Here is a 16,437-nt window from a genome sequence, read left to right on the forward strand (position 1 = left end):
ACTGCTTCAAAAGCTCCGCCAGTTCGTCGTGAAGAGCGTCCGGTCCCCGCCGCAATAGATTATCCATTATTGCCTCGTCGCGTGCGCCTGACGCACTTGATTTGAAAGCTGTGCCGGACGGTGAGCGCCATCGGTTCGATGGTTGCCGTCAGCATGGTGATGACGATCGGCGCGATGATGTTCGGCGGGCTCGCGCACGTCGCGCCGCATCGGCGCAACCGTCTTGCCGAGCAGTGCAGGCAGCATTTCCTCGCGCGTGCCGATTTGCCCAAGCCGTCCCTCGTGCATGAACACGATCTTGTCGACCGCAGCGAGCAGGTTCGGGCGGTGATTGATGATCACGATGGTCACCTTGCTCTGCCTCAGCCGCTGGATCGCATCGGCGAGCGCGCGATCGCCGTCGCCATCGAGATTTGCGTTCGGCTCGTCGAGCACCACCAGCACCGGCTTGCCGAACAGTGCGCGCGCGAGCCCGATGCGCTGCCGCTGACCGCCCGAAAGACCTGCGCCGTTATCCCCGATGACGGTGTCATAGCCCTTGGGAAGACGCTGGATCATCATGTGCGCCGACGCCAGCTGCGCTGCCTCGACGACCGCCTCGTCGGAGGCGTCGTCGCGGAAACGTGCAATGTTGTCACGCACGGTACCGGCGAACAGTTCGACGTCCTGCGGAAGGTAGCCGAGGTTCTGTCCAAGGAAATTGGGATCGAAATGCCTGACGTCGTTGCCGTCGATGCGCACGCAGCCGTGCACCAGCGGCCAGGCGCCGACCAGGGCCCGCGCCAACGACGATTTTCCGGAGCCGGACTGGCCGACCACGGCGACGACTTCGCCAGGGGCCAGCCGGAACGAGACGTCGGCGATGGCCGGCAGTTGCGATCCGGGGACGAGCACCGTCGCCGCCTCGACGGAGATTTCGCCGACCAGGGCCGGCAGCCGTGTCGGCTGTCGCTCAGTCGCGCGGTTCGCAAGCGCGCGATCCAGCCGGGCATATGATGTGCGCGCGGCAACCAGCGCCTTCCATTGCGACACTGCAGCCTCGACGGGCGCGAGCGCGCGTCCCATGATCAGCGAAGCCGCGAACAGAACGCCCCCGGAAATCTCCTGCTGGATCGCGAGATACGCGCCCACTCCCATGATGGCGACCTGAATCGCCATGCGCAGGAATTTGGAGATGGCGAGCAAGGTCCCGCCCCGCTCTCCGGCCGTAGCGCTTTCCAGCAACGCCTGACCATGAGTTACCGCCCAGGCGGCGCGGACCGCGGGTCCCATTCCAAGCGCGCGGATCGCTTCTGCGTTGCGCAGCGAGGACGTCAACCGGTCCAGTGCGTGAAGGTTCTTCGATGCGGCCGCATTCAGCGGCGCCTTCGTAACCCGCTCGTTAAGGAAGGCGAGCGTCAGGATGATGATCGCGCCGATCAGGGCGACCAGGCCGATCAGCGGATGGAGCAGGAAACACATCGCGAGGAAGATCGGCGTCCACGGCACATCCATCAGCGACGTGATGACGCCCCCCGACAGCACCTCGCGCAAGGTGTCGACATCGCGCAGCAGCTGAACATGATGCGAGCTGCTCGTGCTCAGCGCCTGCCCGAGCGCGGTTTCGAACGTCTCGCCCGAGACGAACCGGTCGAAGCGCAATCCGGTCTGCACGAGAACCCGGCTGCGAAAATGCTCGAGCGTCGCGTAGCTGATGAAGAGCACGAGCGCGATGAGCGAGAGCAGCAGCAGCGTCATCCCGTTTCGGCTCGTGAGCACCCGATCGTAGATCTGCATGGTGTAGATCGGCGACACGAACACCAGCAGATTGATGAAGATGGATAGTCCACCCGCCGCGAGCAGGCCGGGACGTATCCGACGGAAGACATCCGCGAGCGCAGACTGTTTTGCCGAAGCGTGCATGTGCATATCCGGGCCGCCCTTGGCCGGGCGGCGGTAAACGGTTGAAAAATTGCATGCGATCGAGCGTCAAGACGCCCGCATTTCAACATTCCGCCGTGCGCGGAATGGTACCCCGCCTCTCGACCGCCCCGGTGGTCGCGAGGAACTCCCCAGAGTGGACATGCGCGCAGCGCACCGCGCGCATGTCCTTGTCGATGTAGACGACCTACGAGCTTACGAGTGCCACCCGTGATGATCGTTGTGGTGAGACATCAGATCAGCCAGATGCGCTACGAACGAGCCCGTGTCCGTCGTATCCGTCTGCCCCGAACCGGCATCCGCAGTCGTGTTCGACGTCGCAGTGTGACCCCGCCACCAGGAATGATCTCCGGATGCGGACGACGTGCTGGCATTATTGAGCCACTGCGAGAAATCGAGCCCACCACCGTTGTGGTTGTGCCCGCCACCGCCGTTGCCCGCCTGCCAGGACGAACCGCCCCACCAGCCGCCGCCGCCGCCGTGGTGATGACCACCCCAGCCGCCAGTATCCGTCGAACCGCCGGTTGACGGATCAGTCGTTCCGTCCGAGCCCGAGACGGGAGGGGTGCCTCCGGTGCTACCGCCAGCATCGGCAACCGGCGGCGTGGAGCCGTCCGTGCCGGTGCTACCGCCACCGTCCGCAACCGGCGGCGTGTTGCCGCCCGTGCCGGTGCTACCGCCAGCGTTGTCAACCGGCGGCGTGCTGCCGTCCGTGCCGGTGCTACCGCCAGCGTTGTCAACCGGCGGCGTGCTGCCGTCCGTGCCGGTGCTACCGCCAGCGTCCACCGGCGGCGGCGTGTCGGTCACCGGATCGGTAACAGGCGGAGCGGTCGCGCCCCCCGTGCCATGGCTCGTATTGTGCGCAAGGAACACCTGCTGCAGTGCCGGCAAATTCTCGAGCGCAGTGTCGCCATTCTGCGATCCCCACGCGTAAGCATAGTCAAAGGCCGGATTGGGAACGAGGTCCGCCCAATGATCGATCATTGCCTGCTCTTGCGCGGCAGTCGGCACAGCGACCTTGCTGCCGGTTTCGGTGGACCAGCCGCCGCCGCCGAACGCCTGATAAACCGGAACGATGGAGTCGAGCGGGATTCCGGCTTGCTCAGCGGCAGAGACGTACTTGTCGATCGTGCTGAGGTCGACGTTCGGACGGTCCGTCCACACCGGATACCAATCGAGACCGAAGTAGTCGATGTGGGTGTTCGCCTGGTTGTAGCTGTTCATGTAGTTCGGATCGTCCGATGATCCAGTGTTCATCAGGACGGTGAACGTCTTGGCCCCGGGATCGTGCTGATGAATCCAGTCGGATTCAGCCTTCAGATCCGCGGGGTCGGCTTGCGGTCCCCACTGACCGGTCAGATCAGGCTCATCCACAAGGTAGAAGCCGAACACTTTCGGATTGTTGAGGAACGGCGTCACCTGGTCGATAAAGTCCTGAGTCACGCCGTGGTACTGATCGAGCCAGACCAGACCCTGCACACCGTCGGGCAGTGCATTCACCTGGTCGACATACTGGACATCTGCGAGATTAAAGCCAGCTTCAGCTGGTGCGAAGTTACCTTGCGAGTCCAGACCCCCGCCCGCAGCGTAGTGTAATGTTGCCAATGATATTCCCCTGTCAGTGTTGAAAGCCCCCAGTGACCTGTAGGTCTGAGCGCCCGACAACCGATCGTGCGTCCCACCGAGGTGAACGTATGTTTACGTTTGAGGCAGGAATCTCCGTTCCATTGGGCGTAACCAAGGGATTATTGTGCTGAAAGTTTGCACAACAACGCGCCAACGCTGATCGCCGGATCTGCGGGAAAACTTGTTTTGAAAGACGATTCAACGATATGCGGCCAATCGAGGCCGAGAAGATCAATGTTGAATCTGGCACAACGCCGACGAAATTGTTCAATGCCGGTAGCGGGCAGCAAACCGGATTGATGTCCGTGGATTACCTCCGATGACGGATGTTCTCATCGAAGCGTTTCCGTTGTTCAGTAAAGGGCGTGGCGCAAATAGAGAGAAAATCCAAGCGGATCAGCGCTCCTGTGAGCCGGTATTTTAGCACCAAAGGCGAGCTCGTTTGCGGGGGCAATTGCGAATCGCGGAAGTATTAGGCGCTGGGTTGCCTTGCCGCTCTTTAGCACCGTGGCTGGAGAGCTCTTTTTGATAGCGCACGCGAAGCGAATTTGTCCCACCCGTTCGCTCTGCCGCGCGCTGGCGATTTTTCGAGTAGAATCAGCTCATTTGCTGCCGAGGACGTCATGTCAGGGTCGGCCCAAACGAACGTCAAGTTTCCGCCGGGTTCACGAATTCAGGTAAAGCCGGCAGCCGGTCCTCGCTTATCTGGAAAGACCGGGACCGTGGTTGGGGCCGGATACTATCCGAAGAGCCTCCGCGTCATTCTGGACGGATCGAAGGGACCAATTACTCTTCACGTGGACTACGTGGCCATGATCGACACGTGAAGCGGGCGCAGCGTTCACGGCCCCACTTGCGGCAGAAGGCGCTCTTCAACGACGCGTTTTGAGTTACTCCAGAAGTATAGCCGGCCCCTGATCCAGCATTGGGCCGCTCTTTTGACCCATTTCAGCCAATCTTTGTTAGTTGCTCGTTGCTCGGGGCAGGATCCATCAATCCCGGAGCCTGCGATGTTCAAGCAAGTTATTTCTGCGTGCTGCCTCGTTGTGATCACCTCGCTCAATTCCGATGCACGACCCTATCGCATGCAGCACGCCTCTGAATGCAACGTCACCATGCCATGCGACTTCTCGAACTACGCGCAAATCCCGAACCAGCGAAGAGAGGTGCGAGACTCATTGCAGATACACCGAACCAAACAACTCTCCGTCGTCGCCAATACAAATATTGCGGCGTCTGATAGTCCCGTCAGCACTCGGATCGTTGGCGGCCGCCCCGCGGGCTGCCCCTCCTCATTCTGCGGTTGTGCCGCAGCCCTGCGCCTGTTTGGTCGCATCGTTCCGGAATTGAATCTCGCGGCAAACTGGCTGAGATTTCCGCGTACGTCGCCAGCACCAGGAATGGTCGCGGCAAGACGCGGGCACGTTTTCGTCCTCGAGCAGCACATCGGGGGCGACGTTTGGATGGCGTACGACGGCAACTCAGGTGGACGCGCAACGAGAATACACGCGCGTTCTTTGAGGGGGTACACGGTTGTGAATCCGCGCGCGACGCTGACTTGAATTTAGCCCTTTATCGAATCGGCAACACGGTTGCCAAGCACCGGCATGCTTTCACCGGGACAGCGGCAATCTCTCGTCGCTGAGGCGCCGTTATTCTCTCCGGTCGAAACACGATCTAATGGCTCAACGCAATCATATTGGTTGGTCGGGGAGCTGGAGGCAAATGTGCTGGCGGCACCGATCGGCGGCCGTCAGCCCGACACCGTCAGGCGACGACAGATCTCGCGCTCTCCCGCTCTCGCATCGCTCCCTCGATAGCCTTCTCAAGGGCAGCCTGATCGAACGGCTTCGACAGGCGGCGCAGATTGGAACGCGCGTCGATGGGAAGCTCCGCATATCCGGTGCTCAGGAGGATGACCGTACCGGGACGCTCCACGACCACGGCTTCAGCAAGCTGCAGGCCGGTCATGACCGGCATCGCATAGTCGGTGACGACGAGTTCGATGGTCTGCGTGCGGCGGAGGAGATCCAATGCCTCTTCGCCCGAGCGTGCCTCGACCACTGCATGCCCGAGATCCTCCAGCATTGCCGCCGTATTCTCCAGCACGAGAGGGTCGTCGTCGACCAGAAGCACGGAAAGCCGGTGGTCGGCCCGAAGCATGGGTGCCGGGGACTCCGCTCGCGGCGCTGGCACCGCGGCCTCCTCCTCAGCCACCGGCAGCCAGATCTCGGCCGTCGTGCCCACTCCAAGGCGGCTCTTCAGGACGAGCCTGCCGCCGGACTGCTCGGCGAGGCCGTGAACCATCGATAGTCCGAGCCCGGTGCCTTTGCCGATACCCTTCGTCGTAAAGAACGGCTCCTGAGCGTGCTTCAGCGTTTCCTCGTCCATGCCGCAGCCCGTGTCGCTCACCGAGAGCGCCACGTAGCGGGGAGCGCCAGCTTCGTGTTGCTCGTCTCTGGCGGGGATGGTTATCAGGCCACCGGCCGGCATCGCATCACGCGCGTTTACGGCGAGATTGAGGATGGCCAGTTCGAGCTGGTTGGCGTCAATCTTTACGTTTGGCAGGTCCAGCGGAAAGAGTGTGTCGATACGGACGCCTGCCTCGAATTTCAGCAGTGACGCCATGCCCCGCACCAGTGCGGCGATATCGACGACAGCCGGCTTGAGATCCTGTTTGCGAGCGAAGGCGAGCAAGCGCTGGGTTAGCAGTGCGCCCCGCTGCGCGCCTTGCATCGCGTTGTCCACGAGACGCTGTATCTTCGGATCGTCTGTTTGCAGGCGTTTTTTCAGGAGCTCGAGGCTGCCGAGAACGGCGGCGAGCAGGTTGTTAAAATCGTGGGCCACGCCGCCGGTGAGTTGACCGATGGTCTCCATTTTCTGCGACAGCGTCAGCGCTTCGCGTGCCCGATCCAGCGCTTCCTGTGCCCGTCTCCTCTCGCTGATGTCGCGCACGATCTTGGCAAACCCGGTGATCAAGCCGCTTTCGTTCCGTACCGCGACCAGGGTTGCCTCTGCCCAGAAGCGGCTGCCATCCCGGCGCACGCGCCAGGCTTCCACTGCTGACTTGCCGTACCGCTCCGCCTCCAGGAGAGCACGTGCTGGCGCCCCGGAAGCGCGGTCTTCGTCGGTATGAAGGATCGCGTAGCTGGTCCCTACGATGTCGTCGCCGTAACCCATCAGCCGGCGCGCCCCGAGATTCCAGTTTCCGACGGACCCATTCGGCTCGATCATGAACATGGCGTGATCGGCGATGCCCTCCACCAGGAGCCGAAAGCGTTCTTCACTTCGCCTCAGCGCGCTGGCCTCGCGTTCGGCGCGCTCCGCCGAGGCCCGATCATAGACGGCAGCGGCAATCCCAATGCTCAGGATCAAGATGGTGGCGCCGGCGAGCAGAAATGCCAGCGGCGCCCGACCCACGAAATGTCCAGCGTGTCCCGCCATGGTGTTCGCAGGCTCGAACGAGGCACCTTCCATAGCTGCGTAATGCATGCCGGAGATCGCGAGACCCATGACAAGTCCTGCGAAAAGTCGCTGCGTCGCGTTCGTCTTGCGAAAGGCAAGCCAGAGCGCCACGACCGAAGCGCACATCGCGATCACGACCGAGAGCACGACCCACCGAGGATCGTACGCGACGGATGCCGCCATTCTCATCGCGCTCATGCCCGTATAGTGCATGCCGGATATGCCAAGCCCCATCGCCAGGCCGGACACCAGGAGCGCCTGCGGGCGTCTTCCGACCACGGCAAAGGCCGCGGCCGCGACAACAATGGGGACGACAAGCGATAGAAAGGTGAGGAATGGATCGTAGGAGATCTCGACCCCGGGCAGCCTGAAGGCCAGCATGCCGACGAAATGCATGGACCAAATGCCGCCGCCCATAGCGGTGGCCGCGGCTGCAAGCCAAGCCGGACGAGCCCGCCCAGACGCGGCACGCATCCGGGTCGCGAGGTCGAGCGCTGTGTAGGAGGCGAGCGCGGCGATCAGGATCGACAGCGCCACAAGAACGGGATCGTGAGAGGCCGTATGGTGATTCATTTCCACCAGATGGTAATGGAAATCCGGGGCAAATTCACCCTAGGTCGAATAGCGGCGGCGGGATCGGGGCCCGGCCGGCCGCGATCCGTGGCACCCTGTCGGCAAATTCAAGCTGGATCCAGCCGCCAGGGGGCTGTTTCCGCCCCACCTCCCTTGGGGATTTGAACCGGACCAGGCCTGTGCTGGGTCAGGCTCCATGCACGGACCAAGCGGAGGATCGTGCCCCTCACGCACCGCCCTTCAAATTGGGCAAGCCGGCCGCCTATTGCACCGCGAAGCCAATTGCGCCGCAACATTCAAAATGAGACTGCCCGTCAAGCCGCACGACGCGCCCATACGTGCACTGCATCCGACTTCGGTTAGCCTTCGTTCAACAGCCGGGCGCCTTTCGGGAGCCACGGCGCCGCGCCAATTCAGCGAAAAATTTGGCCATAGAGGGAGGAATGAAATGTTGAAATGCAGTGTGGGACTGATCGCGCTAAGCAGCCTTTTCCTTTCAGGCGCGGCAATCGCCCAGGAAAAGATCAAGGTCGGCGTCACCGCAACGCTGGAGGGCACCTACACGGTGCTCGGCGAGGACGGCATGCGCGGCCACCAGACGGCGCTCAATGTGCTTGGCAAGAAGGTCGGCGACAAAGAGCTTGAATTCATCGTTGCTTCGACCGACGCGACGCCGGATTCCGCGGTGCGCGCCGTGCGCAAGCTGATCGAGCAGGATAAGGTGCAGATCCTGTTGTCGCCGCTCTCCGGCGACGAGGGCATTGCGGTCAAGAACTTCGCCAAGACCCATCCCGAGTTGACCTTCATCAATGCGGCATCCGGCGCGCAAGAAACCACCTATGTCGATCCCGCTCCGAACTTCTTCCGCTACAACATGGACGGCGCGCAGTGGCAGGTGGGCCTCGGCCAATACGCCTATGAAACCAAGAAATATCGCAAGATCGCGACCGTCGGCGAGGACTATTCTTTCATCTACACCCAGGTATTCGGCCTCGTGCTCGAATTCTGCGGCGCCGGCGGCCAGGTCACCAACCGGCAATGGGTGCCGCTCGGCACCAAGGATTTTGCCTCCGTCATCGCGGCGCTGCCCGACGATGTCGATGCGATCTATCTCGGCCTCGGCGGTGCGGATGCCGTCAACTTCCTGAACCAATACCAGCAGGCCGGCGGCAAAGCGCATCTGATGGGCGGCTCCATCATGATCGACCAGACCATCCTGTCCTCGAAAGGCAACGCAAAGAACGCGCTAGTCGGCACCATCGCGGCGAGCGGCCAGGCCGACACCTGGGAGGATCCGGGTTGGCAGAAGTTCGTGAAGGCGTATCAGGACGCGTTTCCACCCAACAAGCGCTTCCCGAGCCCGTCGCTTCTTGCGACCAACTACTACGGCTCGACTATGGCGCTGATCCTCGCGCTCCGTGAGGTCAATGGCGATCTTTCCAACAACCAGGCCAAGTACAAGGAGGCGCTGGCCAAGATCGAGATCGACGCACCGAACGGCAAGATCAAGCTTGACGCCAACCGCCAGGCGATCGGCACCAACTTCGTCACCGAGGTCGTCGATGACGGCAAGGGTGCGCTGTTCAGTAAAGTCGTGAAGGTGATCCCGAACGTGAACCAGACGCTCGGTTACGATCCGGCGGTGTTCGCCAAGATCGGACTGCCGAGCCGTACGGTCCCGGAATGTAAGAAGTACTGACGCATTCACCGTCGCTCGTTTCGCATGCTCTCCGGCAACCGGGAGCGATTTGCAGGCGCGATATCTTGCGCTCTTGCAATCTCGCCCCGGTTGTTGAACGCTGACTGAAAAGACAAGAACATTCAGGAGGGAAGGCATGAGCCGGGCGCTTGCCGTCTTTCACGGCCGGTTCGGTCGGGCGACGGTCTATCAGTTGAACCGCCCCTTCAACGTGCACGCACATCGCGAAGGTCATCTGATCTTCCATGTTGGCGGCCTGTCCGCATGCATCGACGTCTGTAACGGGCACTACGACCTTACGGAAAGCTCCATCGTTGCGGTCAATCCCTGGGAGCCTCACAATTTCCTGCCGTCCGATCTCGACGGTGGCGCGATCTTCTTCGTGCTCTACGTCAATCCGGAATGGTTCGCGCCCGACGCGCCCGGTGCCGACCGCCTGCGTTTCGGCCGCACCCAGTTCAAGCGCACGGTCGCACTCGACAAGCACATCAGACGAACCGCAGCACTTGTGTGCGGCGCACCGTCACTCTCCAGCCTCGATGCCGAGCTGCGGCGGCTGATCGACATCTGCTACGACGAAAGTTGGCAGCAGGCCGAGATCGCCCGTGACGCACGCACGGCTGGCGCCGTCACCGACTTCCGCGTGCGCAAATGCATCAAGCTGATGTCGGAAAGTCCGGGCGCCGAAATGGAGCTCGACACGATCGCGCGCGAATCCGGCCTGTCGCGACCGCATTTCTACCGGTTATTCCGCACCCAGACCGGCGTCACGCCGCATCTCTACCTCAACACCCTGATCATGGAACAGGCGCTGGAAGCCCTTGTCGCCGGCGAAGCACCGATCGCCGACATCGGCTTCGACCTCGGCTTCTCCTCGCAAAGCGGCTTCACACGCTTCTTCACCGCCAATGTCGGGATGGCGCCGACCGATTACCGCCGCGCCGCCAAGGTTTTGCGGGCCTGACCGCGCGCGAAAAGATACTGACGATCAAACGCTCCCCTTGTGCCCTCGCTAAGATGGTCGGAACGCGATCCCGAAAAGAGGATCGCAAGTCCGGGAGGACGCACGTCCATGGCGAGGTACGCAGCCTACGCAAGGCTGTTCGACCAGCGTTCAAAACATGAGGCAGGGCGAGGTCGAAGCGGCCTGATCGCGCCCTCTTCCCGTTTGCGGGGGCGCGAGGCGGGGATGAGGCAGTTGACATGACGCGCTTCGTCGAACGTCATCCAGCCTGGGCCCTGATCGTGATCATCGCGATCGCGCTTGCACTGTGGCTGACCTTGGCGGTATGGCCGCCCGGACTTGAAGAGGCGATCGGCCGCAAGCGGGTCTTCCTGAACGCCGTGTTCAACGGCATCACGCTCGGCGGCCTCTACTTCCTTGTCGCCAGCGGTTTCACCCTGATCTTCGGCCTGATGCGCAACGTCAACCTCGCGCACGGCTCGCTGTATTTGTTCGGCGGCTATGTCGGCTACGCCATCAGCGCCTCGACCGGCTCCTGGCTCCTCAGCTTCATCGTCGCCTTCATCCTGACGGCGCTGGTCGGCGTCCTGCTTCAGCTCATCGTCTTCCGCCGCATGGAGGGCCAGGACTTGCGGCAGACCATGGTGACGATCGGTCTCTCGATCGTTTTCGCCGATCTCATGCTGTGGGCTTGCGGCGGCGACTTCTATCAGATCCAGACACCGAACTGGCTGATCGGCCCGATCGAGCTGCCGCTGGTCACTGCGGTGAAATCCTCGGGCGAACCGGTCTATCTCCGCTATCCCCTGGTCCGGCTGGTGATCTTCGCCGCGTCCGTCGTGATCGGCCTGGCGATGTGGCTGGCGCTCAACCGCACACGCATCGGCATGATCATCCGCGCCGGTGTCGACGATCGCGACATCCTGGCCGCGACCGGAGTGCGGATCCAGCTCGTCTTCGTGCTGGTCTTTGCGCTCGGTGCCGGGCTTGCCGGCATCGCCGGCGTCGTCGGCGGCACCTTCCAGTCTCTCTCGCCTGGCGAAGACATCCGCTTCCTGCTTGCCTCGCTCGTCGTCGTCATCGTCGGCGGCATGGGCTCGATCCCCGGTGCCGCGCTCGGCGCGCTGATCATCGGCCTCGCCGAACAGCTCGGTTCGGTCTACATCCCGACCTACGCCATCGTCGTGACCTTCCTGATCATGGTGCTGGTACTGGCAGTCCGGCCGCAAGGCCTGTTGGCGAGGCGCTGAGATGTCGCTCGCCCACGACGCCCACGTCACCGTTCGTCCCGCCGCAGCGGCGCAGCGCCCCACCTTGCGCGGATGGCCGGAGATCAACAATCCTGCAGCCTGGATCGTCGCGGCCATTCTCCTGATCATGCCGCTGATCGCCAACGGCTTCTTCCTGATCGAGATCTTTGCGACCACGCTGATCCTCGGCATCATGGCGCTGAGCCTGATGTTCCTCGCCGGCTACGGCGGCATGGTCAGCCTGATGCAGCTCACCATCGCGGGCTTCTCCGCCTATATGGTCGCGGTGTTCGGCGTCAGCGGCAACGCCAATATCAGCCTGGGTTGGCCGTGGTGGCTCGCGGTCCCGATGGCGCTCGCGCTCGCGACCCTGTTCGGCACGCTTGGCGGCGCGCTGGCCGTGCGCACCGAGGGCATCTACACCATCATGATCACGCTCGCGATCGGCGCGGCTTTCTATTATTTCACCAACCAGAACTGGGCGATCTTCAACGGCCATACCGGCATCAACACTGTTGCAACGCCGCATTTCTGGGGCGTCAACTGGCGCGCCGACATTCCCTTCTATTACATCGTGCTCGCGGTCGCTGCGCTGTGCTACTTCGTCGTTGAATACATCTCCCGCGCACCATTCGGCCTGGCGCTGCAGGGTGTGCGCGACAATCCCCGCCGCATGGCGGCGCTCGGCTTCAACGTCAATGCGCACCGCGTCGCCGCCTACGCCTTCGCGTCCTTTGTCGCGGCGCTGGCCGGCGTTCTCCAGGTCTGGAACTACCGGCAGATCTCGCCGGGATCCGTCAGCGTCGGCGCCTGCATCGATATCCTCATCATCGCCGTGGTCGGCGGCATCACGCGTCCCATCGGTCCGTTCATCGGCGCACTGATCTTCGTGCTGTTACGCACCTTCGCGCTCGACTTCCTGGTCAAGCTCGGGCTCGACGGCAACCGCTTCCGGCTGCTGATCGGCCTCGGTTTCCTCGCCATCGTCTTCTGGTCCTCGGACGGCGTGATCGGGCTCTGGCAGAGCTGGCGACAGCGCCAGCGATCCGGCGCGGCCCGTTCAAGCGAACGTCACGGCCGAGGATCTGGTCAAGGATCCGGTCATGGATAGCGTAGCGCAACGCCTCTCAGCCGTCGGCGCCGGCGCGGCGCTGGAGCTTCGCGGCGTGACGCGCCTGTTCGGCGCGCTGGCTGCGCTCACCGACGTCACCATTACCGTGCGCCCCGGCGAGCGGCGCGCGGTGCTCGGCTCGAACGGTGCCGGAAAAACCACCCTGTTCAACTGCATCACCGGCGATTTCCCGCCGTCCTCCGGCACCATCCGTTTCTTCGGCGAGGACGTCACCCACTTCCCGCCCTACGAGCGCATCCGCCGCGGCCTGCGCCGGACCTACCAGATCTCAGCACTCTTTCCTGGTCTCACCGTCCAGGACAACGTCTACCTCGCCTGCCGCGGCGTCTCGCGCGGCCGCTTCTCGTTCCTGCGCCCCGGACAGAACGACGCACTGATGAGCGCGGCCGATAATCTCGTGCAGGCTGTCCATCTCACAGGCGTGAAGGACCAGCGCGTCGCGGAGCTTGCGCATGGCCAGCAGCGCCAGCTCGAGATCGCACTGGCGCTCGCCGGCGCGCCGCGCTTCGTGTTGTTCGACGAGCCGGCCGCGGGGCTGTCTCCGACCGAGCGTGCCGAGCTGGTCGAGATCTTGACCTCGCTGCCGGCGCATATCGGCTACATCATCATCGAGCACGACATGGACGTGGCGCTACGCGTCGTCGAGAGCGTCACGATGATGCACAACGGGCGCATCTTCAAGGAAGGCCTGCCGCAGGAGATCGAGTCCGATCCCGAGGTGCAGGAGCTTTACCTCGGAGGCGGCCATGAATGAGGTCCGCCGCTCGGCCGCCGCCGCCCTCGAAGTCCGCGGCCTCGACGTCTACTACGGGCATTCGCATGCGCTGCAGGGCGTGGACCTGACGCTCGAAGCCGGCGTATTCTCGGTGGTCGGTCGCAACGGCATGGGCAAGACCACGCTGTGCAAGGCGATCATGGGGCTGGTGCCGGTCAGCGGCGGCTCGATCCGCGTCCGCGGCGACGACATCACCCGGCGGCCGCCCGCCCACATAGCCCGGCTCGGCGTCGGCTACGTGCCGCAGGGCCGGCGGCTATGGCGCTCGCTCAGCGTCGACGAGCATCTGCAGCTTGCCGCGGGCCTGCGGCGCGGGGCTTGGACGGTCGAGCGCATCTACGAGACCTTTCCGCGATTGGCCGAGCGCAAGGACCATGGCGGCGGCCAACTCTCCGGCGGCGAGCAGCAGATGCTGGCGATCTCCCGCGCGCTGCTCACCAATCCGCAGCTCCTGATCATGGACGAGCCGACCGAGGGGCTTGCGCCCGTCATCGTCGCCCAGGTCGAGGAGATGCTGGTAGGGCTTGGCGAGGACGGCGACATGTCCGTGCTCGTGATCGAGCAGAACATCGGTGTGGCCACGGCCGTCTCGCGCAACGTCGCGATCATGGTCAACGGCCGCATCAACCGCATCATCGATTCCGCGCGCCTTGCCGCGGACCGGGGGTTGCAGCAGCGCCTGCTCGGCGTCGGCCTCCACGCCGAGCTCGAGCCCGCCGTCGACATGCCGGCGGCAGGCACCGGGGCGAAGGCCGCACCGCAGCCGTCCCGTCCAGGCGGCCCGATCCGTGTCTACATCTCCAACCCGACACCGCCCACCCGCTGGTCGCAGCCGGTCCCGATCGCCCGCATCGAGGCCGCCGCCCGCACGCTCTCGACACAGGTAGCGCGTCTCGACGAGACCGCCCGGCGCCGGCGCGAGCCGGTCGCGGCGCAAACGCAGGGACCCCCGGTCGTGCTCGTCGTCGGCACGCTCGACACCAAGGGCACGGAGCTTCGCTTCATCCGCGACATCATCGCCGGGAGCGGCCTGCGCACGCGACTGGTCGATGTCTCCACCAGCGGCCGGCACGCAACCAGCGACGTCTCGGCCCAGGAGATCGCCTTGAACCATGGGCGCGGCGGATCGGCGGTGTTCGGACCCGACCGCGGCGCCGCCGTCACCGCGATGGCCGAGGCCTTCGCCAGCTGGCTGCGACGCCAGAACAATATTGCCGGCGTGATTTCGGCGGGCGGCTCGGGCGCAGCGTCACTGGTCGCGCCGGGGATGCGGACCCTCCCCGTCGGAGTGCCCAAGCTGATCATCTCCTCCGTCGCCTCCGGCGACGTCGGGCCCTATGTCGGCCCGGCCGACATCACCATGATGCATTCGGTCACTGACGTGCAGGGCCTCAACTCGATCTCGCGTGCCGTGCTCGCCAATGGCGCCCATGCGCTGGCCGGCATGGTCAGGGCGCGGCTCGATCAGCACGCGCAGAAGGATGGCGGCGACGGCGCATTGCCGTCGGTCGGCATCACCATGTTCGGCGTCACCACGCCGGCGGTCCAGAAGATCGCGGCCGACCTGCGCGAGGATTTTGAGTGCCTCGTCTTCCACGCCACCGGCGTTGGCGGCCGCTCAATGGAGAAGCTCGTCGATTCCGGGCAGATCGCCGGCGTCATCGATCTCACCACCACGGAAATCTGCGATCTCCTGATGGGTGGCGTGTTCCCGGCAACCGACGACCGCTTCGGCGCCATCATCCGCAGCCGCCTGCCCTATGTCGGCTCGGTGGGCGCGCTCGACATGGTGAATTTCGGCGCCCCGGACACCATTCCCGAGCGCTACCGCGGCCGCAAATTCCACGTCCACAACCCCCAGGTCACCCTGATGCGGACCACGGCCGAGGAAAACGAACGCATGGGCCGCTGGATCGCCGATCGGCTCAACCAGATGGACGGCCCGGTGCGCTTCTTCCTGCCCGAGGGCGGCGTCTCCGCGCTCGACGCGCGAGGACAGCCATTCTGGGATCCCGATGCCGATGCGGCGCTGTTCCGTGCGCTGGAGCGGAACGTGCGGCAGACCGCCAACCGTCAGCTCATCCGCGTCCCCAAGAACATCAACGATCCCGAGTTCGCCTCCACCATCGTCAGCGCGTTCCGGACCTTGTTCGGCCGCACCGGGGCGCGCCGGAGACTAGCGAGGTGACCGATGGCCCGGTTTGAACGCGCAGAACTGTTGAAACGCTTCCGCGACATGGCAAAGCGCGGCGAGCCCATCATCGGCGGCGGCGCCGGCACCGGCCTGTCGGCCAAGTGCGAGGAAGCCGGTGGCGTCGATCTCATCGTCATCTACAATTCCGGCCGCTATCGCATGGCCGGCCGCGGCTCGCTTGCGGGATTGATGGCTTATGGCGACGCCAACGCCATCGTGCTGGAGATGGCCGGCGAAGTGCTGCCCGTCGTGACCAAAACGCCAGTGCTCGCTGGAGTCAATGGCACGGATCCGTTCCGCGACATGGACGTTTTCCTGGACCAGTTGAAGGCGCTCGGTTTCGCCGGCGTGCAGAACTTTCCGACCGTCGGCCTGATCGACGGCGTGTTCCGCGCCAATCTCGAAGAGACCGGCATGTCCTACGCGCTCGAGATCGACATGATCGCCAAGGCGCGCGAGAAGGACCTGCTGACGACGCCCTACGTCTTTACCGAGAAGGAAGCCGCCGCGATGGCGATCGCGGGCGCGGATATCATCGTCTGTCACCTCGGCCTGACGACCGGGGGCACCATCGGCGCGCAGACCGCGCCGAAGCTCAAGGATTGCCCGGCGCGCATCGACACCTGGGCCTCCGCCGCGCTCAGCGTCAATCCGGACATTCTGGTGCTCGCCCACGGCGGACCGATCGCCGATCCGGACGACGCCGATTTCATCATGAAGAACACCCGCTACTGCCACGGCTTTTACGGCGCCTCCTCGATGGAGCGGCTGCCGGTCGAGCGGGCGCTGACGGATCAGGTACGCAAATTCAAGGCGATCGGCGCGCGATAACGCCGGAA

At 63.9% G+C, this 16,437-nt stretch carries 11 protein-coding genes; 8 read left to right on the forward strand and 3 right to left on the reverse strand.

Going from position 1 to position 16,437, the window contains the following annotated elements:
• Positions 1-66 precede the first annotated feature (66 nt).
• The gene (locus tag AB7Z56_RS29660) at positions 67-1,908 is read right to left on the reverse strand and encodes a type I secretion system permease/ATPase (RefSeq protein WP_063984335.1); all 1,842 of its coding nucleotides are present in this window, start codon (positions 1,906-1,908) and stop codon (positions 67-69) included.
• A 207-nt stretch (positions 1,909-2,115) separates the two neighbouring features.
• The gene (locus tag AB7Z56_RS29665; RefSeq protein ID WP_187387759.1) at positions 2,116-3,525 is read right to left on the reverse strand and encodes a calcium-binding protein; all 1,410 of its coding nucleotides are present in this window, start codon (positions 3,523-3,525) and stop codon (positions 2,116-2,118) included.
• Positions 3,526-4,556: 1,031 nt separating this feature from the next.
• Between AB7Z56_RS29665 and AB7Z56_RS29670 the strand changes: the two genes are divergently transcribed.
• On the forward strand, positions 4,557-5,108 hold the full coding sequence (locus AB7Z56_RS29670; protein WP_063984337.1) for a hypothetical protein: 552 nt from the start codon (positions 4,557-4,559) through the stop codon (positions 5,106-5,108).
• Positions 5,109-5,313: 205 nt separating this feature from the next.
• On the opposite strand, the gene AB7Z56_RS29675 is transcribed toward AB7Z56_RS29670, so the two are convergent.
• Positions 5,314-7,584 carry an MHYT domain-containing protein gene (locus tag AB7Z56_RS29675; RefSeq protein WP_441256697.1) on the reverse strand — a complete coding sequence of 757 codons (2,271 nt, stop codon included), beginning with the start codon at positions 7,582-7,584 and terminating at the stop codon, positions 5,314-5,316.
• A gap of 448 nt (positions 7,585-8,032) precedes the next feature.
• On the opposite strand from AB7Z56_RS29675, the gene AB7Z56_RS29680 reads away from it, so the two are divergent.
• The 7 genes from AB7Z56_RS29680 to AB7Z56_RS29710 all read left to right on the forward strand — a co-directional run bounded on the left by AB7Z56_RS29680 (position 8,033) and on the right by AB7Z56_RS29710 (position 16,429).
• Complete coding sequence (locus tag AB7Z56_RS29680) at positions 8,033-9,283, forward strand: ABC transporter substrate-binding protein (protein WP_063984339.1); 1,251 nt, start codon at positions 8,033-8,035, stop codon at positions 9,281-9,283.
• A gap of 136 nt (positions 9,284-9,419) precedes the next feature.
• A complete protein-coding gene (locus AB7Z56_RS29685) occupies positions 9,420-10,247 on the forward strand; it encodes a helix-turn-helix domain-containing protein (RefSeq protein WP_014496419.1) in 828 nt (275 codons plus the stop codon).
• Positions 10,248-10,486: 239 nt separating this feature from the next.
• Entirely contained in the window at positions 10,487-11,497 is a 1,011-nt protein-coding gene (locus AB7Z56_RS29690; RefSeq protein WP_063984340.1) for a branched-chain amino acid ABC transporter permease, read from the forward strand.
• 1 nt (position 11,498) lies between these two features.
• Complete coding sequence (locus tag AB7Z56_RS29695; protein ID WP_063984341.1) at positions 11,499-12,608, forward strand: branched-chain amino acid ABC transporter permease; 1,110 nt, start codon at positions 11,499-11,501, stop codon at positions 12,606-12,608.
• Complete coding sequence (locus AB7Z56_RS29700) at positions 12,601-13,383, forward strand: ABC transporter ATP-binding protein (RefSeq protein WP_028147232.1); 783 nt, start codon at positions 12,601-12,603, stop codon at positions 13,381-13,383. The genes AB7Z56_RS29695 and AB7Z56_RS29700 overlap by 8 nt, the downstream gene beginning before the upstream one ends.
• A complete protein-coding gene (locus tag AB7Z56_RS29705; protein WP_063984342.1) occupies positions 13,376-15,592 on the forward strand; it encodes an ABC transporter permease in 2,217 nt (738 codons plus the stop codon). The genes AB7Z56_RS29700 and AB7Z56_RS29705 overlap by 8 nt, the downstream gene beginning before the upstream one ends.
• Before the next feature lie 3 nt (positions 15,593-15,595).
• On the forward strand, positions 15,596-16,429 hold the full coding sequence (locus AB7Z56_RS29710; RefSeq protein WP_063984343.1) for a phosphoenolpyruvate hydrolase family protein: 834 nt from the start codon (positions 15,596-15,598) through the stop codon (positions 16,427-16,429).
• Positions 16,430-16,437 lie beyond the last annotated feature (8 nt).

The sequence above is a fragment of the Bradyrhizobium sp. 482_C4_N1_8 genome (assembly GCF_052075965.1).
GTDB classification, from domain to species: Bacteria; Pseudomonadota; Alphaproteobacteria; order Rhizobiales; family Xanthobacteraceae; genus Bradyrhizobium; species Bradyrhizobium barranii.